Here is a 26,055-nt window from a genome sequence, read left to right as displayed (position 1 = left end):
AAACGAATCCATTACCCGACCGCAATGACGGCAAATGGTGCATTAACAGCGTCAGTCCGTTAGGGCGTCACCCAATCGGCCGAGGCGATACCCTGCGCATAGAGCAGCACCGACAGATCGCCATGCACGATCTCCGCTGCGGCGGCCGCGCGGGTCTTGGGCTTGGCATGATAGGCGACCCCCAGCCCCGCCCCCTCGATCATCGGAATGTCATTGGCGCCGTCCCCGACCGCCAGCGTCAGCGCGCGATCGATGCCACCGGCGATCGCCGCTTCCAGCTCCGCCCGCTTGCGCGCCGCATCGACGATCGGCGTAGTCACCGTTCCCAGCAACGCGCCGTCCGCAATCTCCAACTCATTGGCCACCGCCGCATCGAAGCCGATCTCCTCGGCCACCGGGCCGGTGAAGCGGGTGAAGCCGCCGGACACCAGCAGGGTCTTGGCGCCACGCGCCTTCATCGTGCGGACCAGCGCCCTGGCCCCCCCCATGATGACGACGCGCTCGTCGCGACACTGGTCGATGGCGCTGTCCGCCAGCCCCTTGAGCAGCGCGACCCGGCCGTGCAACGCGCCCGCGAAATCCAGTTCGCCTCGCATCGCCCGCTCTGTAATTTCGGCAATCTGCGGCTTGATCCCCGCATAGTCGGCCAGCTCATCGATGCATTCGACCGTGATCATGGTCGAATCCATGTCGGCGATCAGCAGCTTCTTCTCGCGGTTGGCGACCGGCTGAACGATGACGTCCACGCCCTGCCCCCAGTCGGTCAGCGCCGCGCGGGCCTGGACCGGATCGGCCGCGAACAAGAGGTCGGCTGCCTTGTCGCGGTCGAGCCAGGCCGTTTCCCCCGGCCGGCAGCCGGCATCACGCAGTCGGTCGGCGGCTTCGGAAATATCCCCCTGCCCGATCGAGCCACTTGCCACTAAGGTCGCGACGAACATGAACACTCCTGCACCAAATCCCGAAACCGGCCGGGGCGAATCCCGCCCACGGGTCGCGCTTATTGCCGGGCCGACCGCCAGCGGCAAGAGCGCGCTGGCCTGTCGCCTGGCCAAAGCGACCGATGGCGTCGTCATCAATGCCGACGCCAGTCAGGTCTATGCCGATCTGGCCATCCTGTCAGCACGCCCCTCGCCAGAGGAAATGGGTGACGTGCCGCATCGCCTGTTCGGCCATATCGACGGGGCGGAGGCCTGCACCGCGCCACGCTGGGCAGCCGAGGCGAAGGCGGAGATCGCCGCGGCCCATGCCGCCGGCAGGCTGCCTGTGCTGGTCGGCGGCACCGGCCTCTATATCCGCACCCTGCTCGACGGCATCGCCCCGGTGCCGGAGATCGACCCCGACATACGCACCGCCGTCCGCGCGCTGGCCGTTGCGGACGCCCACGCCGCCCTGACCCGCGAAGATCCGGAAGCTGCCGCCCGGCTTGCGCCTGCCGATACCACGCGCGTCGCTCGTGCGCTGGAAGTGGTGCGATCGACCGGCATCCCGCTCAAGACCTGGCAGCAGCATAAGGAAGGCGGCATCGGCGACCGTGTCAGCCTGGTGCCGATGATCCTGCGGCCGCCGCGCGACTGGCTGATCGAGCGTTGCGACCGGCGTTTCGTCCAGATGGTGGAGGGCGGCGCGATCCCGGAAGTGTCAGCGCTGCTCGCCCGCCAGCTCAACCCGGACCTGCCGGTGATGCGGGCGATCGGGGTGCCGGAAATCGCAGCCTTGCTGAAAGGCGACAGCGACATGGACACTTGTATCGCAAAAGGCAGCCTGGCCACGCGCCAATATGCCAAGCGGCAATATACCTGGTTCACCAACCAGCCCCCACAGAGTTGGCCGCGCGAAGAGCGCGAAATAGATGATAAAATTATCGGTGAATTAGCAATTAAATTACAACATTAGGGGTTGACCCGTCATTTTCTGTCCACTAGAGGCAGGCGCCTTGCCATTAAAGGCGCTTGGGCGCAAAGCACGCCCCCTTGCATCAACGGAGGAGTAACATCGTGGCCGAAAAGAGCGGCGCGGACATATTGGTCGAATGCCTGGTCGATCTGGGCGTCGAAGTCGTGTTCGGCTATCCGGGCGGCGCTGTGCTGCCCATCTATGACGCGCTCTACAATCATCCCACGATCAAGCATGTGCTCGTCCGCCACGAACAGGGCGCGACCCACATGGCGGAGGGCTATGCCCGCTCCACCGGCAAGCCCGGCGTCGTGCTGGTCACGTCCGGCCCCGGCGCGACCAATGCCGTCACCGGCATCACCGATGCGCTGCTCGATTCGATCCCCATGGTCGTCATCACCGGACAGGTCCCCACGCAGCTGATCGGCACCGACGCTTTTCAGGAAGCTGACACGGTCGGCATCACGCGCCACTGCACCAAGCATAATTATCTGGTGAAGACACCCGGCCGCCTGGCCGAGGTCGTTCATGAGGCCTTCCATATCGCCACCACCGGCCGCCCCGGCCCGGTCGTCGTGGACATTCCCAAGAATGTCCAGATCGCGACCGCGCCCTATGCGAGGCCGGAACTCAAGGTCCACGCCAGCTATCATCCGCAGACCAAGGGGGACGCCGCCGCAATCGACGCAGCGGTCGAGATGCTGGCCGCGGCCGAGCGCCCGATCCTCTACACCGGCGGCGGCGTCATCAATAGCGGTCCGCAGGCCAGCGCATTGCTGCGCGAACTGGCGGCGCTGACCGGTGCGCCCGTGACCTCGACACTGATGGGCCTGGGCGCCTTCCCCGCCTCGTCCGACCAGTGGGTCGGGATGCTGGGGATGCACGGCACCTATGAAGCCAATTGGGCGATGAACCAGGCCGACCTGATCCTGTGCGTCGGCGCGCGCTTCGACGACCGCGTCACCGGCCGGCTCGACGCGTTCGCCCCCAATAGCAAGAAAGTGCATATCGACATCGACCGCAGCTCGATCAACAAGATCGTCGATGTCGATGTCGCAGTGGTCGCCGACGTCGCCAGCGCGCTGGAAGATATGATCGCGCTTTGGAAACAGCGCGACCACCATAAGGCGGACCTGTCCGAATGGTGGGCGCGGATCGCCGGCTGGCGCGCGCGCAAGAGCCTGGACTATGTCGAGAGCGGCGCCGAGATCATGCCCCAGCGGGCGATCGCCGATCTGTACAAGGCGTGTCAGGCCACCGGCAAGGACGTCATCATCACCACCGAAGTCGGCCAACACCAGATGTGGGCGGCCCAGCATTTCGGGTTCGAGGCGCCCAACAAATGGCTGACCTCGGGCGGTCTCGGCACCATGGGCTATGGGTTCCCCGCCGCAATCGGCGCGCAGATGGGCAATCCCGACAGCATCAGCATCTGCATCGCCGGCGACGCTTCGATCCAGATGAACATCCAGGAAATGGGGACCGCGACCCAATATCGCCTGCCGGTCAAGATCTTCATCCTCAACAATGAATATATGGGGATGGTCCGCCAGTGGCAGGAACTGACCTATGAAAGTCGTTATTCCAACAGCTATTCCGACAGCCTGCCCGACTTCGTGAAGCTGGGCGAAGCCTATGGCTGGACCGGCATCCGGATCGAGGGACCGCAGGAACTGGAAGCCGGCATCCGCCAGATGCTGGAAACCGACGGCCCGGTGATCGTCGATTGCCGCGTGGCGAAGCTCAGCAACTGCTTCCCGATGATTCCGTCGGGCGCGGCCCATACCGAGATGCTCCTCGATCCCAACCAGATCGAAGGCGTGATGTCGGACGAGGCGAAGGCGCTGGTGTGAAGGCACGGATGTGACGCAACATCTGAAGCTCCGTATCCATGTGACGGAGCCATGGGATTTCGAGAGGGTCGCGGGGACCGCCGAACTGACCGGCTGGACCGTCGACCATGTCGATCCGGACAATGGGGAATGGGAAGTGCATCTGGACCAGGGGTTCGATTTCAACAAGCGGCATATCGGCACCCTGCTGGCCGGTCCCCGCTATGTCGGCGAACGACTGGACCGGATGTTCGACACGGTGACGGGCTTTCCGGTACGCCTTGCCCATCGCCTCGACGGTGACTGGCAGTTCGCCTTCGCCGCCACGATTTCGCAGCGCCCAGACAAGGTCAGGCGCGAAGACCAGGACAGCGGGACGACCATCTGATGCATATCCAGGAAGAACTGAGCCAGCGGCACGTCCTGTCGCTGACCGTTTCCAACGAGGCCGGCATATTGGCGCGCATCGCGGGCCTGTTCACCGCGCGCGGCTATAATATCGACAGCCTGACCGTGGCGGACATCACCGACGACCATGCGATCAGCCGCATCACCATCGTCACCAGCGGCCCGCCCAAGGTGATCGACCAGATCATCGCCCAGCTCGACCGGCTGGTGCCGGTCCACAAGGTGACCGACCTGACCGAGAACGGTCCCTTTGTCGAGCGCGAGCTGGCGCTGGTGAAGGTCGCCGGCACGGGCGAGGACCGGATCGAGGCGCTGCGCCTGGCTGACGTGTTCCGGGCCAAGGTGGTCGACACCACGATCGAAAGCTTCATCTTTGAAATTACCGGCACGACCGAAAAGGTCGATAATTTCGTCGGCCTGATGCGGCAGATCGGCCTGGTCGAGGTCGGCCGCACCGGCGTCGTCGGCCTGATCCGCGGCAAGGAGCCGAACTGAAGAAATTGCCCCTTTCCCCTCGTGGGAGAGGGAGGTCGAAAAGAGTCACGCGCCTCTTTTCGACATCGCATGGCGATGGGAGGGCGAGGGCAAACCCCTGCCCCGCGCGCGGGTGGTTCCCCCTCACCGCAAATCTCGGCTCCGCAAGGCGCCAATCGGACTGAAAGAAGGAACGTCACATGAAGGTTTACTACGATCGCGACGCGGACATCGGCCTGATCAAGGGCAAGAAGGTCGCCATTCTGGGCTATGGTTCGCAGGGCCATGCCCATGCGCAGAACCTGCGTGACTCGGGCGTCGCGGAAGTCTGCATCGCGCTGCGCGCCGGTTCGCCGAGCGCGAAGAAGGCCGAAGGCGCAGGCTTCAAGGTTCTGCCCAATGCCGAAGCCGCCGCATGGGCCGACGTCCTCATGATCCTCGCCCCTGACGAGCATCAGGCCGCGATCTACGCCGCCGACATTCACGCCAATCTGCGGCCCGGCGCGGCGCTGGCCTTCGCCCATGGCCTCAACGTCCATTTCGGCCTGATCGAACCGCGCGCCGACGTCGACGTCATCATGATCGCGCCCAAGGGGCCGGGTCATACCGTGCGCGGCGAATATGTCCGCGGCGGCGGCGTGCCCTGCCTGATCGCCGTCCATCAGGATGCCACCGGCAACGCGCATGACATCGCCCTCTCCTACGCGTCGGGCGTCGGTGGCGGCCGTTCGGGTATCATCGAAACCAACTTCCGCGAAGAATGCGAAACCGACCTGTTCGGCGAGCAGGCCGTGCTGTGCGGTGGCACCACCGCGCTGGTCCAGGCCGGCTTCGAAACGCTGGTGGAAGCCGGCTATTCGCCGGAAATGGCCTATTTCGAATGCCTCCACGAACTGAAGCTGATCGTCGACCTGATGTATGAAGGCGGCATCGCCACCATGCGTTATTCGATCTCGAACACCGCCGAATATGGCGACATCAAGACCGGGCCGCGCATCATTACCGAAGAGACCAAGAAGGAAATGAAGCGCGTGCTGGCCGACATCCAGTCGGGCCGCTTCGTCAAGGACTTCGTCCTCGACAACCGCGCAGGCCAGCCGGAACTCAAGGCCAGCCGCATCGCCGCCCAGCGTCATCCGATCGAGGAAACCGGGGCCAAGCTGCGCGCGATGATGCCCTGGATCAGCGCCAACAAGCTGGTGGATCAGGACAAGAACTGAGCCAGTCCGGCAGCATAACCGGAACGATCCGTTTCCGGTTACGCCTCTGGAACAATCGAGGGGCGCCGCATATTGTTGCGGCGCCCCTTGAGCGTTTTTCGGAGACCATTCTCATGCGCAAATTTCTGATCCCTGCCGCCGCCCTTGTCGCCATTGCCGGCGGCACTGCCCTGATTGCCCAGATGCCCGCCCCCGGCAGCAAGGACGTCGCGAAAGTCACGGGAGGCACATACAAGGTCGATGGCGGCCACAGCCAGGTCGTCTTCGCCTGGGATCATATGGGCTTCACCAACAATATGGGTACGATCGCCGAACCGACCGGCACGCTGACCCTCGACAAGGCAAATCCTGCGGCTTCGAAGGTTTCTGTCGAATTCACGGTCGCCAAGCTGCGGACCGGTGTGCCCAAGCTGGACGAGCATCTGATGACGGCGGATTTCTTCGATGCCGCCAAATTTCCCACCGCGACCTTCGTTTCGACTGCCGTCAAGCCCGAAGGGGCGACCGGGGCCGAGATCACCGGCAATCTTACCATCAAGGGCGTGACCAAGCCCGTGACGCTGGACGCCGAATTTTACGGTGCGGGCATTCAGCCGATGAGCAAGAAGGAAAATATCGGTTTCATCGCCACCGCGACGATCAAACGCAGCGATTTCAACATGAGCTATGGCGTCCCGATGGTCGGCGACGCGATCGAGTTGAAGATCATCGCCGGTTTCGAGAAGCAATAAATCATGCGTCTGCCGGCACAGGCAATCCTGCTTCTAGGCATGATGATGCTTGTGCCGGCAGCGGCCACGCCGCCGCCCGCGCCTCCGGCACAGGCGGCGCTTTACGTGCCCGGCCGCTATCAGGTGGATGGCGCCGCGACCAAGGTTCATTTTCATGTTAAGGCGCTGATCGGCAGCTATGAGGGTGATTTCGTTGATCCCGAAGGCGCTGTCGTGATCGACGCCGCACTGCCTGGCCGCGCCGCCATCGACATCCGGTTCCCGGTCGAAAAGCTGACCACCGGCGACGCATCGACCGACGCGATGCTGAAGGGCGAGAGCTTCTTCGACATGGCTCGCTTCCCGACCATCCGCTTCACCGCGCAGGACGCACCGCTCGCCAGCAGCGTTGCGACGACGTCGATTTCGGGCGAATTGACCATGCATGGCCAAAGCCACCCGATCACCCTCTCCGTCCGGCTGGTCGGCGTGACGCCGGATGAGGCGCCCGGCCTGTCGGTGCTGCACTTCGCCGGGACGACCTCGGTCGAGCGCAGCCAGTTCGGCATGGGTTTCGGACGCCCGTTCGTTTCCGACCGCGTCGACCTCGCCATCGACGCAATCTTCCGTCGCTCCTGAAAGGCCTTCTGCAAGAATCATCTTTACCCTGACCCTCGAAAAGGGTTATGGGGACGCATCATGCAGAGCCGCGCGCTTCTTACCCTGCTACGACTTACACGCCCTTAGGCGTGGCTTTTGTGCTGCCTTCCGGCTAAGGGCAGCGTTGATCCGCCTAAGGGCATCCATCACAGTCAAGTCGTATCCGTAGGGGCGAACATGCGCCCCGACCGCTGAGAAGTAGTTTGATCCCATGATGCTGACCGATCCCACCCTGAAATATCGCGCCTTCCCGCAGGTCGACCTGCCCGATCGCCAATGGCCGTCCAAGGTCATCACCGCGCCGCCGCGCTGGCTGTCGACCGATCTGCGCGACGGCAACCAGTCGCTGATCGACCCGATGAACGCGGAAAAGAAGCGCCGCTTCTTCGACCTGCTGCTCAAGGTCGGCGTCAAGGAGATCGAGATCGGCTTCCCCGCCTCGGGCGCGACCGATTTCGACTTCATCAGCGGGCTGGTGCAGAGCGGCGCGATCCCCGACGATGTGATGCCGCAGGTGCTGACCCAGGCGCGCGCCGACCTGATCGCCACCACATTCGATTCGCTGCGCGGCGCGAAACAGGCGATCGTCCACGTCTACAACGCCGTGTCGCCCGCCTGGCGCGACATCGTGTTCCAGATGGACCGGCCGCAGATCCGCGAGATCGCCGTCACCGCCGCCAAGCTGCTGCGCGACAATGCGGCGCGCCTGCCCGATACCGACTGGCATTTCGAATATTCGCCGGAAACCTTCTCTACCGCCGAATTGGATTTCAGCCTGGAGTGCTGCGAAGCGGTTATGGAGATTTTGCAGCCGACGCCGGAACGGCCGCTGATCCTGAACCTGCCCGCCACGGTCGAGTGCGCGACGCCCAATATCTATGCCGATCAGATCGAATGGATCTGCCGCAATATCAGCAAGCGCGACAGCGTGGTGATTTCGCTGCACACCCATAATGACCGCGGCACCGGCGTCGCCGCCGCCGAACTGGGCATCATGGCCGGCGCCGACCGCGTCGAAGGCTGCCTGTTCGGCAATGGCGAGCGCACCGGCAATTGCGATCTGGTGACGGTCGCGCTGAACATGTACACGCAGGGGATCAATCCCGGCCTGGACTTCAGCGATATCGACGAAGTCATCCAGACGGTCGAATATTGCAACCAGCTGCCGGTCCATCCGCGCCATCCCTATGCCGGCGAACTGGTGTTCACCGCCTTCTCCGGCAGCCATCAGGACGCGATCAAGAAGGGCTTTGCCGCACAGGAAGCGCGCAACGACCTGATCTGGAACGTCCCCTATCTGCCGATTGATCCCAAGGATCTGGGCCGCGACTATGAAGCGGTGATCCGCGTCAATTCGCAGTCGGGCAAGGGCGGCGTCGCCTGGGTGCTGCAACAGGACAAGGGCTATAAGCTGCCCAAGCGGATGCAGGCCGACTTCTCGAAGGTGGTACAGGCGCTGGCCGACGGGTCCAGCCGCGAACTGAACGCCGCCGATATTTCCGCCGCCTTCGACGAGCATTATCACCAGACCGACGACCAGCCCTATGCGCTGATCGACTATCACGAGGGCGGCGCGGCGGGCGACCGCATCTTCACCGGCAAGATCATTCACAAGGGCGGCGAACGTTCGATTTCCGGGCGCGGCAACGGCCTCATCTCTTCGGTGCTGGCGGCGCTGCGCGACGAACTGGGCGTGGAACTGGAAATCGCCGATTATAATGAGCACGCCATCGGCGCAGGCAGCGACGTGAACGCCGCCGCCTATGTCGAATGCCGCACGCCTGACGGCCGCACCGTCTTCGGCATCGGCACCGACAGCGACGTCGCGACCGCTTCGGTCAAGGCCGTGCTGTCGGCCGCGAACGGGATTGCGGTGCGGGGGTAAGCAGACTCCGTTCGCTTCGAGCCTGTCGAGAGGCTTTGCACGATGTTCGGCTTCGCTGAGCCGGGCACGCCTCGCTTCTCGACTTCGCTCGAAACGAACGGACGCTGTTCTACTTTGCCAAAGCCCGGATCACCCGGTCCCATTGCTCCAGTGATTCCCGGATGCCAGCCACGGGCACGCGCTCGTTCAGGCCATGGGCGAAGCCGTCCTCGGCCTTCATGAACAGGCTGGAGACACCATAGCTGGGAACGCCCAGCGCCCGGAAGTGGAGGCTGTCGGTCGCTCCGGCCGACATGCCCGGCATGACAGTGACACCAGGTGCCCGCGCCGTTACCGCATCCCTGACCGCCTTCATGACGTCGGCGCGCAGCGGCGAGGCGGCGCTGGCCAGCGGATCGCCCAGTGTCTTGACCGTCGCGCTGTCGTCATCCACCAGCTTCACCAGTTGCGCCCTGACCTCCTCAATGGTCACGCCGGGGAAGATCCGGCAGTTGACGCTGACTTTGGCGCTTTGCGGCAGAGCATTGAGCGCATGGCCTGCCTGCGCCATGGTCGCGACGCAGGTGGTGCGGACCTGACCGATAAATTCCGGCCGGGCCGAGAGCAGGTCCGCCGAAGCCGGGTCGCCGGTCTGCGCATAGCGCTGCATAGCCTCGCCAACCTCGCCGCCCATTCGGCCCGCCGACAGCGCCAGTGATGCCTTCGTCAGTTCGTTGCGCATCGGCGCAAACCGATAGGCCGCAATCCGGTCGATCGCCCTGGCCATCCGATAGATGGGATTGCCAGATGTCGGGGCGCTCGAATGGCCGCCCGCATCGGCGAAGGAAAATTCGAAATCGGCATAGGATTTCTCCCCCGCCTGCAACTGATAGAGGACCGGCTTGCCTTCCTCATTCAGCAATCCGCCGCCGCCGTCGCCGTTGAGCAGCAGGTCGACATCCCTGTATCGCATCGCCAGCGCCCTGGTCGTGACCATGTCGGTTTCCTCGTCGCCCGACAGCAGCAGGATGACGGAACGGCGCGGCCGCCATCCCTCCTTCTTCAACTGGGCAATCGTCGCGACCATCATCGCGACGTCATATTTATTGTCCTCCGACCCGCGCCCGTAAATATAGCCATTCTCCTCGATCGGCACGAAGGGATCGCGCGTCCAGTCGGCACGATTGGCGGCCACAACATCCATATGACCGATCAGGGCCATGGGCCTGAGCTTCGGGTCGCTGCCCCTGATCGTCGCGGCCAGCGTCGCCGTCTCGCCCATCGGCGTGATGACGATATCGGCATCGGCGAAGCCAGCCCCCTTCAGCACCGAGGTATAATAGGCTGCGAGCCTGGGCACCTGTCCTTCGCCCTGCACGGTCTTGAAGGCGATCGAGCGCATCAGCACCTCCTTGGCGGCTCCCGCATCGGCCGCCGCCTGCGCGCCTTGCGGCGCCGCCAGCACCGCCAGCCCAAAAAATGCGCGCCTCATATCCATATATTTGCACTCCCCGATGGACCGATGCTGCCTCTGTGACATAGCGGATAGACGCGGCCAATGCGTTTGGCCCTGTTGGGGTGATGTCGGAGGCGCCGGATGCTTCATCCGGCCTGACATCGCTCCGATCGACATACGGAAAGAGGGCCGCCTTATCCGTATTGAATCCCTTGAAAGAATTGCTTGCGCGCAATCGGACCTATCGCATCCGATATAGCCGCCGGTCGCCCAAAGGAAGATGAGCCATGGCCCTCAACTATCGCAGTTTCGGATTTCAGGTGCTTGCCGGCATGGCCGTCGGGCTCATCCTCGGCCTTGTCGCCCGCCAGATCGGCGCCGGGCCGGATGGCAGCCTCAACTGGCTGGCGACGACGCTGAAGACGGTCGGCTCCATCTTCGTCTCGCTGCTGAAGGCGATCGTTCCGCCATTGATATTCGCAGCCATCGTCGCATCGATCGCCAATCTGCGCGCGCTCGACAATGCCGCACGGCTCGCCGGCCAGACCCTGCTCTGGTTCGCCATCACGGCGCTGATCGCCGTCACCATCGGCCTTGCGATCGGCCTGGTGGTGGAACCCGGCGCAGGATTGCGCGGTACCCAGCTGGCGATGAAGCAGGCGGAATCGGTCGGCGGCTGGCTCGATTTCCTCAAAGGCCTGATACCCGGCAACAGCCTGGCGCTGTCGGGCAGCAGCAAGGCTGCGGAGGATGGTTCGATCACCACCAGCCTCTCCTTCAACATCCTGCAACTTCTGGTCATCTCGATCGCGGTCGGCCTTGCCACGCTGAAGGTCGGCGAGAAGGCAGACCCCTTCCTCGCCTTCGTCCGATCGTTGCTCGCCATCGTGCGCACGATCCTGAACTGGATCATCCGTCTGACGCCGGTCGGTTCGGCCGCGCTGATCGGCACGGCCATCGCGACCTATGGCTGGAGCGCTTTGGCACAACTCGGCAGCTTCACCGCCGCCGTCTATCTGGGCCTCGCGCTGGTCCTGCTGGTGGTCTATCCGGCGCTGCTGATACTGAACGGGCTCAAGCCCGGCCCTTTCTTCGCGACGGCCTGGCCCGCGATCCAGCTCGGCTTCGTTTCGCGTTCCTCCGTCGGCACCCTGCCCGTCACCGAAGCCGTGACCGAGAGGATGGGCGTCGACAAAGGCTATGCCGCCTTCGCCATTCCGTTGGCGGCGACGACCAAGATGGACGGCTGCGCGTCGATCTACCCTGCGCTGGCGGCGATCTTCGTCGCAGGCTTCTACGGCATCCCGCTCCATTTCATCGATTACGTCCTGATCATCTTCGTATCAGTGATCGGATCGGCGGCGACGGCCGGGTTGACGGGCGCGATCGTGATGCTGACGCTGACCCTGTCCACCCTTGGCCTGCCGCTGGAAGGCGCGGGCCTGCTGCTGGCCATCGACCCGATCATCGACATGGGCCGCACGGCGGTGAACGTCGCGGGCCAGGTGCTGGTCGCAACGATCGTGGCAAAGCGTGAAGGGATATTGGACGAGAGCGCCTATCAGCGCGAGGCGGAGGCAGTGCAGGCGATCGCCTGAGCCATCGACGGGTTGCCCGCCGGAACGGGCGCCCCCGACAGGACGGTCAGTTCATGGCGAGGATCATGTTCCGCACTTGCGGATAGACCTGCTTTTCCCACTTGCTGCCCGAAAAGACGCCATAATGGCCGACGCCCGGCTGGAGATGATGGCGCTTGAGATGCGGGCGCAGGCCGGTGCAAAGGCCGTGGGCCGCCGATGTCTGGCCCACAGCGCAGACATCGTCCCTTTCACCCTCGACGGTGAGCAGCGCGGTCTTGCGGATCATGCCAGGATTCACGGTGCGCCCACGGACTGTCAGTTCGCCCTTGGCGAGCAACGCGCGCTGGAACACCATGTCGACGGTTTCGAGGTAGAATTCCTTGGTCATGTCGAGGACGGCGAAATATTCCTCGTAGAAATCCTTTATCTTCTGCGCCTCGACCCGCTTACCGTCGGCGAGCAACTGATAAAGTTCGCGATGCGTCGACCCATGCCGTTCCATGTTCATCGACATGAAGGCCGAAAGTTGCAGGAAACCGGGATAGACTTCGCGCCCGCGGCCCGCATAGCGGAAGGGAACGACGGAAATCAGATTGTCCTCGAACCACTTGATCGGCTTTTCATTGGCAAGGTCGTTGACCACCGTCGGCGCCGCATTGGGATCGATCGGCCCGCCCATCAGCGTCATCGACCGCGGTGTCGCCCTGTCCTTGTCCTCCGACATCAGCGCGACCGCCGCCAGCGCGGGTACGCAGGGCTGGCACACCGATACCAGATGCGCGCCCTCGCCCAGTTCCTGAAGGAAGCGGATCACATAATCGACATATTCGTCGAAGCCGAAGCGCCCTGCCTCCATCGGCACATCGCGCGCATTTTTCCAGTCGGTGATGTAGACGTCATGGTCGCGCAGCAATGTTGCAACCGTGCTGCGCAACAAGGTGGAAAAATGGCCCGACATAGGGGCGACGACCAGCACGCGCGGCTGTTCAGCCTCCACCTCATCCTTTGCAAAGTGCAACAGATTTCCGAAGGGCAGGTCCAGCGCGATCTCCTCACGCACGGACACCTCTGCATTGCCGCTCGTGACGGTATGGATGTCGTAAGCAGGGCGCTTGTGCGTCAGTTTCGCGCCCTGAAACACGTCCATCAGGGCGAACATACGGCGCGGCATCGCCCAATCGGCCATCGGCCCCATCCGGTCGCGCATGGCAAGCGCGTACTGCGCACCAAGGCGCGCTGGGGCCAGCATGTCGTTCCAGGCCTGATAACCGCTGTAGAGCATCCGCATGATAGCAACCGTGCCTTATATTATTCCGTCAACCGAATCGGTCTTTTGCTGAAACGCTATACAGGCTTTTTGTGTTGCACCGCATCATCATTAATGGGAGGTTGGCCGAAAGCGGGAGGGAAAGCCATGGCAATTGCGGAACTCACACTTTCTAGCAAAAATTATTCCTCCTGGTCTTTGCGCGGATGGCTGCTTTGCCGTCTGGCCGGGTTGCAGGTCGTGGAAAAGCTGATCGCGCTCGACGATCCGGAAAACCGCGCGGAATTGCTGCTGCTCTCTCCCTCCGTGCTGGTTCCCCGCCTCACCCACGAGGGCGCGAGCGTGTGGGACACGTTGGCGATCGCCGAATATCTGCACGAATTATACCCCGATGCGGGCATGTATCCTGTCGATCGGATCGCGCGCGCGCACTGCCGTTCGGTATCAGGGGAGATTCATTCGGGTTTCGCCAATCTGCGCTCCGCCCTGCCCATGAACCTCAAGGTCCGCCATGCGCGGTTTCCGATCTTTTCAGGCGCCAAACCCGACATCGAACGGATCGAGACGATCTGGACGGAATGTCTGGACGATTATGGCGGCCCCTGGCTGTTCGGTGACGCGCCGACGGTGGCCGACGCCATGTTCGCACCGGTCGCGCAACGCTTCCTGACCTATGCCGTGCCCGTCACACAGAAAGGCGCCGCATATTGCCAGACCATCAACAGCTGGGCGCTGATGCGGGAATGGATCGAGGCGGCGCGGGCCGAGCCGGAAGAGATGGCGGAGCTGGAAATCGAGTTCTGACGCCCCCTTCCCCCTCCGTCATGGCGGGGCTAAGGCATCGCCATGACGATACGCACCCTTGCCCTGGCCCTTGGCCTGACCGCCGCCCTGCCTGTCCAAGCCGAGACCATCGAGCCACAGCGGCTCGAACAGTCCGTCCGCACGCTGGCCTCCGACCTGTTCGAGGGACGCGCGCCGGGCACCATCGGGGAAGAGCGGACGATCGGCTATCTGGTGGCGCGCTTCGAGGCGCTGGGACTGGAACCGGGCGGCCCTGACGGCCAGTGGGTCCAGACCGTACCACTGCTTCATACCCGGCTCGGGAAGGCCGAAACGCTGGGCCTGACTCAGGGAAGCGCGACGACGCCATGGATCTTCGGCAGCCAGGTCTATCTGTCCACCCTCCAGCCCAGGGACCATGTCGCACTGGAAAAAGCGCCGCTGGTTTTCGTCGGTCATGGCGTGTCCGCACCCGAACGGGGCTGGGACGATTTCAAGGGCGTCGACCTGAAGGGCAAGGTTGCAGTCTTCCTGATCAACGATCCCGACTTCGAGGCCACCGAGGGGGAAGATGCCGTCGGCAAGTTCGGCGGGCGGACCATGACCTATTATGGCCGCTGGACCTACAAGTTCGAGGAAGCGGCACGGCGCGGCGCGGTCGGCGCACTGATCGTGCATGACACTCCAGGCGCAGGCTATGGGTGGAACGTGGTCGTCAGCCCCGGCGGCGAAAATTACGACCTTGTGCGCGCTGCGGACAAGCTGACCAGCCTCCAGGTCCAGGGCTGGATCGAGGGCGAGACCGCAAGGGCGATGTTCGCCGGCGCGGGGCTGGATCTGGCGGCGCTGCGCCGGCAGGCGAGAAGCCGGACCTTCAGGCCGGTGGAACTGAAGGGTGCGGCCTTCTCCGCCGCCTTCCCTGTCAGCCAGGAGGTGGTGAAGAGCGCCAACGTCCTCGCCCGCATTCCCGGCGCCAGTCGGCCGGACGAAACGGTGATGTATGGCGCGCATTGGGATGCCTATGGCAAGGGCGCGCCCGACGCGCAGGGGCGCATCTACCGCGCCGGCGCCAATGACGACGCGCTCGGCATAGCGGCGATGTTCGAGATCGCGCGCGCGTTCAAGGTCGGACCCGCGCCCGACCGGTCGATCCTGTTCGCGGCCTGGACGGCGGAAGAGCGCGGCCTGCTCGGTTCAGAATATTATGCCTTCAATCCGGTCTGGCCGCTGGACCGGACCGTCGCCAACCTGACGATCGACATCCTCCAGACCGCAGGCAAGGCGAAGGACGTGATCCTGGTCGGCAAGGGACAGAATGGGCTGGAGGATGATCTCGCACGCTTTGCTGCGCAGCAAGGCCGCGTCGTGACGCAGGAAAGCCTGCCCGAACGCGGCCTGTTCTATCGCGCCGACCATTTCTCCATGGCCAAGCGTGGCGTGCCGGTGCTGCTGCTGATGGGCATCGCCGGCGCTTCCGATCTGGTCGAAGGCGGTCGCGCGGCCGGACAGGCGTGGGTCGATGCCTATACGGGCAAATGCTACCACCAGGCCTGCGACGCGGTGGACGAGACGTGGAAACTGGACGGCGCCGCGCAGGACGTGGACCTGATGCTTGCCATTGGCCGCGATCTGGCCGGATCGACGCGCTGGCCCGATTGGAAGGCCGGCTCCGAGTTCAAGGCGATCCGCGACAAGAGCGCGGCGGCGCGTAACTGATCCGGCCTCCGTTCGTTTCGACTGAGGGGATGGTTTAGCCGAGCCGATACAGCGCGCTGCCATGCGGCGGCAGGGTGGCGCTCACCCGCTCTGCCTGGCGGCCAAGCGCCTTGCCTTCCCACAGGTCGCGCACGGCGACCGGCCCGGACAGTCCGAGGTCGCGCAGCCTGATCCCCACGTCGCGCCGCTTGTCGCCGGGATTGAACAGGGCGAGATAGCGGTCGCTGCCGCCGTCCGCGATCGCCGACCATACCCGGACGCCGTCCTCGACGAAATGCGGGCAATTGCCGTTGCTCGCCTGATTGACGGCCAGCACCTCCCGATTGGTCAGCAACGCCAGGGTCGCCGCATCCAAATGGCGCAGGTCGCCGCCCATGATGAGCGGAGAGCGCGCGATCGCCCAGAGCGTCATCAAGGTTCGCTGCTCGTCCGGGGTGAAGCGCGTGTCGCGCTCGCCCAGCGCCAGGCGGCCCAGGGGCAGCATGTCGGCGTCTGGCCAACTCCCCGGAGCACGGTACGGCGTCCAGTTTTCTAGCCGCGTGAACTGCGCCTCCAGCATCGCCCAATCGTCCCAGAAATCGTCCGAGATGCGCCACATCTGTGCGAAGCGACGGACATGGTCGCCCCGGATCACCGGCGTCTCGCCGGGCGAGAGGCTGAGGATGATGGGGCGGCCGGTGGCGACGATGGCATTGTGCGCCGCCTCGACCTCCGGCGCATGAGCGTCATAGGGGCGGCTCATATCGTCCATCTTGACGAAATCGACGCCCCAGTCCGCATAGAGGCGGAAGATGCTGTCATAATAAGCCTGAGCGCCCGGCCGCGTCATGTCGACCCCATACATGTCCGGATTCCAGGAACAGATGCTCGTAGGGTCCGCGATGTCAGCCGCGCGGTAGCGGGTGCCCAGGATCGGCAGGTTCGCCTCCACCGCCGCGCGCGGGATGCCGCGCATGACATGGATGCCGAATTTCAGGCCAAGCGCATGGATGTCCCTGGCCAGCGGTGCGAACCCCATGCCTCCCCCGCTGGAAGGAAACCGGTTGGGCGCCGGAATCATCCGGCCATAGGCATCCATTGCGGGCCTGGGGCTGGCATTATAGGTGTAGCTGGATGCCTCCGGTTCATACCATTGGATGTCGACGGTGAAGATGTCATAGCCGAAAGGCAGCAGCTTTTCCGCCATGATATGCGCGGTTTCGCGCGCCTGCGCTTCGGTGATGGTGGTCGCAAAACTGTTCCAGCTATTCCAGCCCATCGGCGGACGAGGCGCCAGCGGCCCGCGCTTGCCCGGTTGCGTTTCGCCCGCGCGCGCCACGCCGGCGATCGCAAGCCCTGCCATGCCGACGCCAAGCAGATCGCGGCGGCTGGCCTTCCAAGTCATTCTCGTCATTTGTCGGAGTTAATAGGAAGAATGGCGCGAGATCAAGAGGGCGGACCGTTCCCGACCCACGACGATCAGGCTTGGATGCCCGCCAGCCACTCAGCGATCATCGCGCGCCCAGCCGCCACCGCAACGGGACCGTGCAGATCATGATCCTCGCGCAGGGCAATGCCGCACTGCTGCGCAACGTCGAGATCGGCCCAAAAATGCGTCAACCAATCCTCGAAACGGGGATCTTCGCCCATTTCGGCATGGAATTGCAGGGCCAGAAGGTTAGTCCCACGGCGGAATGCCTGATGGGCATATTTCCGGGTCGACGCCAGAAGTTCGACCCCTTCGGGCAGATCGAACGTGTCGCTGTGCCAGTGGAGGACCGGCACGTCGGCGATATGACGGAGCGGCGATGCGGTCCCGGCGCCGTTCATCATGACGGGCGCGAAGCCCAGTTCCATATGTCCGCCCGGATAGACCCGCGCGCCCAGCGCCGCTGCGATCATCTGGCTGCCGAGACATACGCCCAAGGTCGGACGGTCGGCGGCGAGGCGCGCCGAAAGCTTCTCGATCTGGAGGGGAATCCAGGGGTGTCGATCCTGTTCATAGACCCCCATCGGACCGCCCATCATGATCAGCAGGTCTGGATCGCACAGGTCGACATGCGCGAAATCCGGGCTGGCGACATCGATGCGGTCGATATGGTAGCCCGCCGCCTCGATCGGCTGGAGATACCCTGCCGCGCCTTCGCGCGGCACATGACGGACGATCAATGCTCTTTTCATTGCTGATTCGGAGGCTAGACAATCGCGCGTGCCGCCGCCACCCCAGCCCTTCTTGACGACCGGCAATCAGCGCTATCTCCGGTCTTGCGTAAAGCAAAAGGCTTCCCCCTATGGCAGAAGCCTTTTGCCTTGCGCCAGCGCGTCAGCCGATCAGGCGGCCAATTTGCGCAGCACATATTGGAGGATGCCGCCGTTCAGGAAGTAATCCAGTTCGTTGACGGTATCGATCCGGCACAGCGCGGTGAAGGTGAAGGTCGAGCCGTCGGCGCGCTTTACGATCACGTCCACATCCTGGCGCGGCTTGAAGCCCGCGACATTCTGGATGGTGAAGGTTTCGTCGCCCGTCAGGCCGAGCGTATCCTTGTTCTCGCCGTCCTTGAACTGCAGCGGGAGCACGCCCATGCCGACGAGGTTAGACCGGTGGATGCGTTCGAAGCTCTCAACGATGACCGCGCGGACGCCCAACAGGTTGGTCCCCTTCGCCGCCCAGTCGCGAGACGAGCCGGTGCCATATTCCTTCCCGCCGATGACGACCAGCGGCGTGCCGTCGGCCTTGTGCTTCATTGCCGCGTCGTAGATCGGCAGGACTTCGCCCTCATAGCGGGTCATGCCGCCCTCGACGCCGTCCAGCATCAGATTCTTGATGCGGATATTGGCGAAGGTGCCGCGCATCATGACTTCGTGATGACCGCGACGCGAGCCATAGCTGTTATAATCGGCCTGGGCGACCTGATGCTCGCTCAGCCATTTGCCCGCAGGGCTGCTCGCCTTGATCGAACCTGCTGGCGAGATGTGGTCCGTGGTGATCGAATCGCCGAAGATGGCGAGCGGTTTGGCTTCGATGATGTCGGTGACCGGCGCCGGGGTCATGCTAAGACCCTCGAAATAGGGCGGGTTGGCGACATAGGTGGAACCAGCGCGCCACTTGTATGTGTCCGAACCTGTCACGTCGATCGCCTGCCAGTGCGCGTCGCCCTTGTAGACATTGGCGTAGCGCGCCTGGAACATCGCGCGGTCCATGCAGCCCGCCATGGTCGAGGCGACCTCGTCATTGGTCGGCCAGATGTCCTTGAGGTAGACGTCATTGCCGGCCGCGCTGACGCCGATCGGGGTGGTGATGAAATCCTCGATCACCGTTCCCTTGAGCGCATAGGCGACCACAAGCGGCGGGCTGGCGAGGAAGTTGGCGCGCACGTCGGGCGAGACGCGGCCTTCGAAATTGCGGTTGCCCGAAATGACGGCCGCGGCGACCAGCCCATTCTCGTTGATGGCGGCGCTGATCGCGGGTGCCAGCGGGCCTGAGTTGCCGATGCAGGTGGTGCAGCCATAGCCGACCAGGTTGAAGCCGATCGCGTCCAGATGCTCCTGAAGCCCGGCCTTGTTGAAATAGTCGGTGACCACCTGCGAACCCGGCGCGAGCGACGTCTTGACCCAGGGCTTGGGTTTGAGGCCCAGTTCGTTCGCCTTCTTGGCGACCAGGCCCGCCGCGACCATGACGCTGGGGTTCGACGTGTTGGTGCAACTCGTGATCGCGGCGATGGTGACGTCGCCGTCGCCGATATCGAAATCCTCGCCCGCGACAGGCACGCGCTGCTGCGCCTTCTTGTAGGTGTTGGCCATGTCGGCGTTGAACACGTCATCGACGTCCGGCAGGGCGACGCGGTCCTGCGGGCGCTTGGGGCCGGCGAGGCTGGGGACGACGGTGGCGAGGTCCAGTTCCAGCGTGTCGGTGAACACAGGCTCGATCGAAGGATCGATCCAGAAGCCCTGTTCCTTGGCATAGGCTTCGACCAGCGCGATATTTTCGTCGGTGCGGCCGGTCAGGCGCATATAGTCCAGCGTCTTGTCGTCGATGCCGAAAAAGCCGCAGGTCGCACCATATTCCGGCGCCATGTTGGCCAGCGTCGCACGGTCGGCAAGCGACAGGCTGGCGAGGCCGGGACCGAAATATTCGACGAAGCGACCGACCACGCCGCGAGCGCGGAGCATCTGGGTGCAGGTGAGGACCAGGTCGGTGGCGGTTACACCCTCCTTCAATTCTCCGGTGAACTTGAAGCCTACGACCTCGGGGATCAACATGGAGACGGGCTGACCCAGCATCGCCGCTTCCGCCTCGATACCACCCACGCCCCAGCCGAGCACGCCCAGGCCGTTGACCATGGTGGTGTGACTGTCGGTGCCAACGCAGGTGTCGGGATAGGCGACGGTGACGCCGTCCGGGCCGGTGCTCGACCAGACGGCCTGCGCGATATTCTCCAGGTTCACCTGGTGGCAGATGCCCGTGCCCGGCGGTACGGCGTAGAAGTTGGCGAGGCTCTTGCTACCCCATTTCAGGAAGTCGTAGCGCTCCATGTTGCGCTGATATTCGATTTCCACATTCTGCCCGAACGCCTTGGGCGTGCCAAATTCATCGACCATGACCGAATGATCGATGACGAGGTGGACGGGCACCTGCGGGTTGATCTTGCTGGCGTCGGCGCCCAGCGCATTCATCGCGTCGCGCATGGCGGCGAGGTCGACCACGCACGGCACGCCGGTGAAGTCCTGGAGCAGCACGCGAGCGGGGCGATACTGGATCTCGCGCTCGGCCTTGCCTTTGTCATTCTGCCAGTCGACGATCGCCTGGATGTCGTCGGTGGTGACGGTGACGCCATCCTCGAAGCGAAGCAGATTCTCCAGCAGCACCTTCATCGAGAAGGGCAGGCGCGAAACGTCGCCAAGCTTCGCTGCGGCCTTCTTCAACGAATAATAGGCAATATCCTTGCCGCCGACATTGAGCATGTCTCGCGTGCCGAGGGTGTCCTGTCCGATTGCGGTCATAAGATGTGCGTCTCCTCGCATGGGTCCGGCCATGCGGAAGGAAGCGTCGCGTTCCCACCAGAAGCCACCATCAGGCAACAAGGTGGAGGGAGGCGCCCCAACCGATGGTCGAAGCAGGTGTGTCCCGATGAGCGGTGGCTTACAGATTGCCACCGCCGAGTCAAATGGACAAAATGGTCGGAAGAGCCTTTGTTTCCGTCATTTTCACTTACTGAAAATGGTTCGCACCGATCGGCACGACTGGCGCGGGTTCATTGTACGCAGGACCAAGAATTCAGCCTTCGTCCGACAGCCCCCATCGTGCTCACACGCGCGACCGGGCCATGGTCTTTTCGATCCGTTCACTGATGCAGGGCGGGCCTTGCGGCACGCCATCGCATTTGTGCCCCCCCTGCAAGAGAGCGGCCGAAAATTGGAAAGGGAGCGATGATGGCGCCCTCACTGCGCGAACCACCCCCGGCAGGGAATGGTTCGCGTCAGCCTGTCGGCAGATTTAGGGTGTCGACTCAGGCCGCCTGGGGCGGTGCGAACTTGGTCAGGTCGATACCGGCGACCGCGCTCTTATACTCGTCCATGTTCGGCGTGCGGCCCAATATGGTCGACAGCACGACGAGCGGGGTCGAGGCGAGGAGCGATTCACCCTTTTTATTCGCCGTGTCTTCCACGACGCGGCCCTGGAACAGGCGGGTCGAGGTGGCGAGGACGGTGTCGCCCTTGGCGGCCTTTTCCTGATTGCCCATGCACAGGTTACAGCCCGGACGTTCGAGATAGAGCGTATTCTCATATTCGGTGCGGGCCGCGGTCTTCGGCGCGACGTCGTCGAACTCGAAACCGGCATATTTCTTCAGCACGTCCCAGTCGCCTTCGGCCTTCAGTTCGTCGACGATGTTGTAGGTCGGCGGAGCAACGACCAGGGGCGCCTTGAACTCGACCTTGCCTTGCGCGGCTTCGATGTTCTTGAGCATCTGCGCCAGGATCTTCATGTCGCCCTTATGCACCATGCACGAGCCGATGAAGCCCAGATCCACCTTCTTCGTGCCACCATAATAGGACACCGGCCGGATGGTGTCGTGGGTGTAGCGCTTGGACACGTCGGCGTTGTTCACGTCCGGGTCGGCGATCATCGGCTCGTCGATCAGGTCGAGGTCGACCACGACTTCCGCAAAATATTTCGCGTTGGCGTCCGGGGCCAGCGCGGGCTTCTCGCCCGAACGGATTTCGGCGATACGCGCATCGGCCTTGGCGATCAGGCCGCGCAGAGTTCCGGCGGCGTTTTCCATGCCCTTGTCGATCATGATCTGGATGCGCGACTTGGCGATTTCCAGCGACTCGATCAGCGTTTCGTCCTGCGAGATGCAGATCGACGCCTTGGCCTTCATCTCGGCCGTCCAGTCGGTGAAGGTGAAGGCCTGATCGGCCAGCAGCGTGCCGATATGGACTTCGATGATGCGGCCCTGGAACACATTTTCTCCGCCGAACTGGGCCAGCATCTGCGCCTGGGTCGCGTGTACGACGTCGCGGAAGTCCATATAGGGCTGCATCTTGCCCTTGAACGTCACCTTGACCGACTGCGGGATCGGCATGGTCGCCTCGCCGGTGGCCAGCGCCAGCGCGACGGTGCCCGAGTCCGCGCCGAAGGCCACGCCCTTAGACATGCGGGTGTGGCTGTCACCGCCGATGATGATCGCCCAGTCATCCACGGTGATGTCGTTCAGCACCTTGTGGATCACGTCCGTCATCGCATGATAGACGCCCTTGGGGTCGCGCGCGGTGATCAGGCCGAAATTGTTCATGAAAGACATCAGCTTGGGGATATTGGCCTGCGCCTTCTTGTCCCACACCGACGCCGTGTGGCAGCCCGACTGATAGGCGCCGTCAACCAGCGGCGAGATGACGGTGGCCGCCATCGCTTCCAGTTCCTGTGCGGTCATCAGGCCCGTGGTGTCCTGCGAGCCGACGATGTTGACCTTCACGCGCACGTCCGAACCGGCATGCAGCACTTTGCCCGGCGTCACGCCCACGGCGTTGCGGTTGAAGATCTTTTCGACCGCGGTCAGGCCAACGCCATCGACGCTGATTTCCTTGTTGGGCGCGAAAACCGGGGTCGCTTCGACGCCGAGCGTTTCGGCGGCAAAGGTCTGGAGCTTCTTGCCGAAGACGATGGCATAGCTGCTGCCCGCCTTCATGAACTCCATCTTCTGCGGGGTGAAAGCGGAAGCGACGTCGACCAGTTCGTTGCCGGCCTCGTCCGTCAGCTTCTTGTTCCTGACGTCGATCTTCAGGACCGTGCCGGTCGCGACCGAGAATTTCTCCTCCAAGACCGGATTGCCGTCATTATTGAGGATAGCCTTGCCATCAGGGCCGGTCATCTTGGCCCAGTTCTGGAGGTTGATGCCGATACCGCCGGTCACGTCCACGGTGGTCGCGAAGATCGGCGAAATGCCGTTGGTGCCAGCGACGACCGGCGCGTAGTTGACGAAGGGAACATAGGGGCTCTGCTGCTTGCCGGTCCACAGCGCAACGTTGTTGACGCCCGACATGCGCGAGGAACCAACACCCATCGTGCCCTTTTCAGCGATCAGCATGACGCGCTTGTCGGGATGCTGGGCTTTCAGCGCCACGATCTGCTGCTGCGCTTCGGGCGAAATCATGCACAGGCCGTGCAGTTCGCGGTCGGAGCGCGAATGCGCCTGGTTGCCGGGGGACAAAAGATCGGTCGAGATGTCGCCTTCGCCCGCGATGAAGGTCACGACCTTGATCTCGTCTTCGACATCGGGAAGCTTGGTGAAGAACTCGGCCTTGGCATAGCTTTCCAGCACGTCCTTGGCGACAGGATTTCCCGACGCATAGGCGTCGCGCAGGCGGAACATGTCGGCATCGTAAAGGAATACCTGAGTCTTCAGGACTTCACCCGCCTGAACCGCAATCGCTGCGTCATTGCCCAGTGCGAGGTCGAGCAGCACGCGGATCGACGGACCGCCCTTCATGTGCGACAACAGTTCGAGCGCAAACGCCGGCGTGATTTCAGGAACGATCGCTTCGCCCAGAATGATCTGCTTGAGGAAAGCCGCCTTCACGGCCGCCGCGCTCGTGGTGCCCGGAAGGGTGTTGTAGATGAAGAATTTCAATGCATCCGGGCGATGCGCGCTACCCGAATCCTGGACCAGGGCGATGATTTCAGTGAGCAGTGCGCCGTCGTCGATCGGCTTGGGCGCAAGTCCCTGAGTTTTTCGGCTGTCGATCTCGGCCAGATAATCCAGGTAAATGCTCATCTTCTTCCCAACGTCATAAAGGGTACGGACTCGACGCGCAGCGCCACTTGCCGACTTTTATGCCCGGTCTGGGAGCTGACGCGCCCCGGTAGGCCAACCGACACGAATTGGCAAGTCGCCGCAGCGCAGCAAAAATGGGGTCGATGATTGATGGTTCGATCGCGGTCAGCGCGCCCTTTCCGCGACGACCCAGGCGTCGATCTGGCTTTCCAGAACGGTGAGCGGGACCGCCCCCTGCGCCAGGACTGCATCGTGGAAACGACGCAGGTCGAACTTCGTCCCTAACGCCTCCTCAGCCCTTTTCCGCAACTCGCGAATCCTGATCTCGCCCAGCTTGTAGCCCAGCGCCTGCCCCGGCCAGCTGATGTAGCGATTGACCTCCGCATCGATGTTGGCGTCCGAAAGGGCGCTGTTGGCCTTCATGAAGGCGACTGCCCTGCCCTTGTCCCAGCCCTTGGCGTGGATACCGGTATCGACCACCAGCCGGCAGGCCCGCCACATCTCGTAAGACAGGCGGCCCATCATCGTTTCGGGCGTGTCATAGAGGCCCATCTCTTCGCCCAGATATTCGGTATAGAGCGCCCAGCCCTCCACATAGGCGGTGAAGCCGGCAAGATATTTGCGGAAGGGCGGCAGCGGCAATTCCTGCTGGAGGGCGATCTGGTTGTGATGACCCGGCACGGCCTCATGCGCGGTAAGCGCGGGCAATTCCCAATAGGGACGCTGGCCCAGTTTCGACGTGTTGACCCAATAGGTGCCGGAAATCCCCGCCTCCGGCGCACCGGGACCGTAATAGGCGGTCGTGGTCCCTTCGGCCTCGGCGGCGGGAATGGGCTTCAGCCCGTAGGGCAGGCGCGGAAGGGTCGCGAAATAGCGGGGCAGCAGCCCGTCGATCAACTTCGCCTGGCGCGCTGCGACGCGCAACAGTTCCTCGGGTGTTTTCGCATAATAGGATGGATCGGTGCGCAGATGCTGGATATAGGCGGCGCGGCTGGGATAGCCGGCCCTGCTTGCGATCTCGTCCATACGCTTGCCGATGCGCGCGACCTCGTCCAGGCCGATTGCATGGATCTGGTCGGGCGTCAGGTCAGTGGTCGTGTGCGCCCTCACGCGGCTGGCATACCAGGCCGCCCCGCCAGGTAGCGACGATGCGCTGTCGCTCTTGCGGCAGCGGGGCAGATAGTCCTTCACGAACAGATCGTGCCATTCGCGATATTCGGGCGTCAGCACGTCTCGGATCAGCGTGACGGCGCGGGTCTGCATCGCGCTCCAGTCGGCATCGCTGATGTCGCGCGGCCGGGGCCGTTTGAACGGCTCGTAGAAGCGCGTCTCCTCTGGCTTGCCGTCGACGATGCCGCTGATGGTTTTCGCGTAATTTTGCAGCACCGAACAGGGCTGGACATAGCCGCCCCTGATCGCCTGCCGCGTGATGGCGAGCGCGTCGCCATTCTGCTTCGGGTAAAGGGCCAGGCGCTTCAGATAGCTGTCATAATCGGCGCGATTGTAGAAAGGCAGGCCGTCAGCCATGCCCGAAAAGCCCTGATGCCAGCCATAATAGGTCGTGAACAGCATCAGCCGTTCAGCAGGATGCCGGTCGCCGTCAATGTCGTCGCGCAGCATCCACAGCAGCACGTCCCGATTGACGCGGTCGGTCGCGTCCAGCCCTTGCGCCGGTATCGCCTCCAGCCGCGTGACAAAGCCCCGCTCCGCGCTGATGTGCGCGTCGCGCGCGGCGAGCGACATATCGTAGATGCGGTCGTCATAGTCGCGCACACCGCGCGCCGTCGCCTCGACCGGATGGGTGGACAGATACCAGGCCCAATGGTCATCGATGACTTTGGTCAGTTGATCGTGCGGCGTTTGTGCGTTTGTCACCACCGGCGACGCGACAGCGATCAGGAAAGACAGAATCTTGCGCATGGGCGCAATAGATCGCTCGC

The 26,055-nt window shown here is 63.4% G+C and carries 19 protein-coding genes; 11 read left to right on the top strand and 8 right to left on the bottom strand.

What is annotated here, in order from left to right; all coding sequences use genetic code 11:
* Positions 1-59: 59 nt before the first annotated feature.
* Positions 60-938 carry a phosphoserine phosphatase SerB gene (gene serB, locus A7Q26_RS06850; protein WP_066858525.1) on the bottom strand — a complete coding sequence of 293 codons (879 nt, stop codon included), beginning with the start codon at positions 936-938 and terminating at the stop codon, positions 60-62.
* Here serB and miaA point away from each other — a divergent pair.
* The 8 genes from miaA to leuA all read left to right on the top strand — a co-directional run bounded on the left by miaA (position 937) and on the right by leuA (position 9,082).
* Positions 937-1,893, top strand: coding sequence for a tRNA (adenosine(37)-N6)-dimethylallyltransferase MiaA (gene miaA, locus A7Q26_RS06845; protein WP_066858522.1), 957 nt, complete (start codon positions 937-939; stop codon positions 1,891-1,893). The two genes, serB and miaA, sit on opposite strands and share 2 nt — an antisense overlap.
* Before the next feature lie 101 nt (positions 1,894-1,994).
* Entirely contained in the window at positions 1,995-3,746 is a 1,752-nt protein-coding gene (locus A7Q26_RS06840; protein ID WP_066858519.1) for an acetolactate synthase 3 large subunit, read from the top strand.
* Positions 3,747-3,756: 10 nt separating this feature from the next.
* The gene (locus A7Q26_RS06835; protein WP_066858516.1) at positions 3,757-4,113 is read left to right on the top strand and encodes a hypothetical protein; all 357 of its coding nucleotides are present in this window, start codon (positions 3,757-3,759) and stop codon (positions 4,111-4,113) included.
* Positions 4,113-4,628, top strand: coding sequence for an acetolactate synthase small subunit (gene ilvN / locus A7Q26_RS06830; protein ID WP_066858513.1), 516 nt, complete (start codon positions 4,113-4,115; stop codon positions 4,626-4,628). Before A7Q26_RS06835 ends, ilvN begins: the two co-directional genes overlap by 1 nt.
* Positions 4,629-4,807: 179 nt before the next feature.
* Positions 4,808-5,827, top strand: coding sequence for a ketol-acid reductoisomerase (gene ilvC / locus A7Q26_RS06825; RefSeq protein ID WP_066858510.1), 1,020 nt, complete (start codon positions 4,808-4,810; stop codon positions 5,825-5,827).
* Between the two features lie 113 nt (positions 5,828-5,940).
* Positions 5,941-6,558: a YceI family protein gene (locus A7Q26_RS06820; RefSeq protein WP_066858507.1), complete on the top strand. Its 618-nt coding sequence runs from the start codon at positions 5,941-5,943 to the stop codon at positions 6,556-6,558.
* A 3-nt stretch (positions 6,559-6,561) separates the two neighbouring features.
* A complete protein-coding gene (locus A7Q26_RS06815; protein ID WP_232313707.1) occupies positions 6,562-7,176 on the top strand; it encodes a YceI family protein in 615 nt (204 codons plus the stop codon).
* Positions 7,177-7,408: 232 nt separating this feature from the next.
* Positions 7,409-9,082, top strand: coding sequence for a 2-isopropylmalate synthase (leuA, locus tag A7Q26_RS06810; RefSeq protein ID WP_066858502.1), 1,674 nt, complete (start codon positions 7,409-7,411; stop codon positions 9,080-9,082).
* Positions 9,083-9,191: 109 nt separating this feature from the next.
* On the opposite strand, the gene A7Q26_RS06805 is transcribed toward leuA, so the two are convergent.
* Positions 9,192-10,559 carry a M20/M25/M40 family metallo-hydrolase gene (locus tag A7Q26_RS06805; protein WP_066858499.1) on the bottom strand — a complete coding sequence of 456 codons (1,368 nt, stop codon included), beginning with the start codon at positions 10,557-10,559 and terminating at the stop codon, positions 9,192-9,194.
* Positions 10,560-10,804: 245 nt separating this feature from the next.
* On the opposite strand from A7Q26_RS06805, the gene A7Q26_RS06800 reads away from it, so the two are divergent.
* Entirely contained in the window at positions 10,805-12,115 is a 1,311-nt protein-coding gene (locus A7Q26_RS06800) for a dicarboxylate/amino acid:cation symporter (protein ID WP_066858496.1), read from the top strand.
* Positions 12,116-12,161: 46 nt separating this feature from the next.
* Here the strand turns inward: A7Q26_RS06800 and A7Q26_RS06795 are convergent, their stop codons facing one another.
* Complete coding sequence (locus A7Q26_RS06795) at positions 12,162-13,385, bottom strand: polyhydroxyalkanoate depolymerase (protein ID WP_066858493.1); 1,224 nt, start codon at positions 13,383-13,385, stop codon at positions 12,162-12,164.
* Between the two features lie 126 nt (positions 13,386-13,511).
* Between A7Q26_RS06795 and A7Q26_RS06790 the strand changes: the two genes are divergently transcribed.
* Entirely contained in the window at positions 13,512-14,168 is a 657-nt protein-coding gene (locus A7Q26_RS06790) for a glutathione S-transferase (protein ID WP_066858490.1), read from the top strand.
* 42 nt (positions 14,169-14,210) lie between these two features.
* Entirely contained in the window at positions 14,211-15,863 is a 1,653-nt protein-coding gene (locus A7Q26_RS06785) for a M28 family metallopeptidase (RefSeq protein ID WP_066858487.1), read from the top strand.
* A gap of 34 nt (positions 15,864-15,897) precedes the next feature.
* On the opposite strand, the gene A7Q26_RS06780 is transcribed toward A7Q26_RS06785, so the two are convergent.
* The 5 genes from A7Q26_RS06780 to A7Q26_RS06760 all read right to left on the bottom strand — a co-directional run bounded on the left by A7Q26_RS06780 (position 15,898) and on the right by A7Q26_RS06760 (position 26,035).
* On the bottom strand, positions 15,898-17,247 hold the full coding sequence (locus A7Q26_RS06780; RefSeq protein WP_066858484.1) for a glycoside hydrolase family 27 protein: 1,350 nt from the start codon (positions 17,245-17,247) through the stop codon (positions 15,898-15,900).
* 74 nt (positions 17,248-17,321) lie between these two features.
* Positions 17,322-18,023: a glutamine amidotransferase gene (locus A7Q26_RS06775; protein ID WP_066858481.1), complete on the bottom strand. Its 702-nt coding sequence runs from the start codon at positions 18,021-18,023 to the stop codon at positions 17,322-17,324.
* 150 nt (positions 18,024-18,173) lie between these two features.
* Positions 18,174-20,843 (bottom strand): aconitate hydratase AcnA, encoded by a 2,670-nt coding sequence (acnA, locus tag A7Q26_RS06770; RefSeq protein ID WP_066858477.1) that lies wholly within the window; start codon positions 20,841-20,843, stop codon positions 18,174-18,176.
* Between the two features lie 506 nt (positions 20,844-21,349).
* Entirely contained in the window at positions 21,350-24,115 is a 2,766-nt protein-coding gene (locus A7Q26_RS06765) for a bifunctional aconitate hydratase 2/2-methylisocitrate dehydratase (RefSeq protein ID WP_066858474.1), read from the bottom strand.
* A gap of 165 nt (positions 24,116-24,280) precedes the next feature.
* Positions 24,281-26,035: a DUF885 domain-containing protein gene (locus A7Q26_RS06760; protein WP_066858471.1), complete on the bottom strand. Its 1,755-nt coding sequence runs from the start codon at positions 26,033-26,035 to the stop codon at positions 24,281-24,283.
* Positions 26,036-26,055: the final 20 nt, after the last annotated feature.

It is taken from the genome of Sphingobium sp. TCM1, assembly GCF_001650725.1.
In the GTDB taxonomy this organism is placed as follows: Bacteria; Pseudomonadota; Alphaproteobacteria; order Sphingomonadales; family Sphingomonadaceae; genus Sphingobium.
Note: the sequence above shows the minus strand (reverse complement) of the source record. Positions and strands in the feature narration are given on the sequence as shown.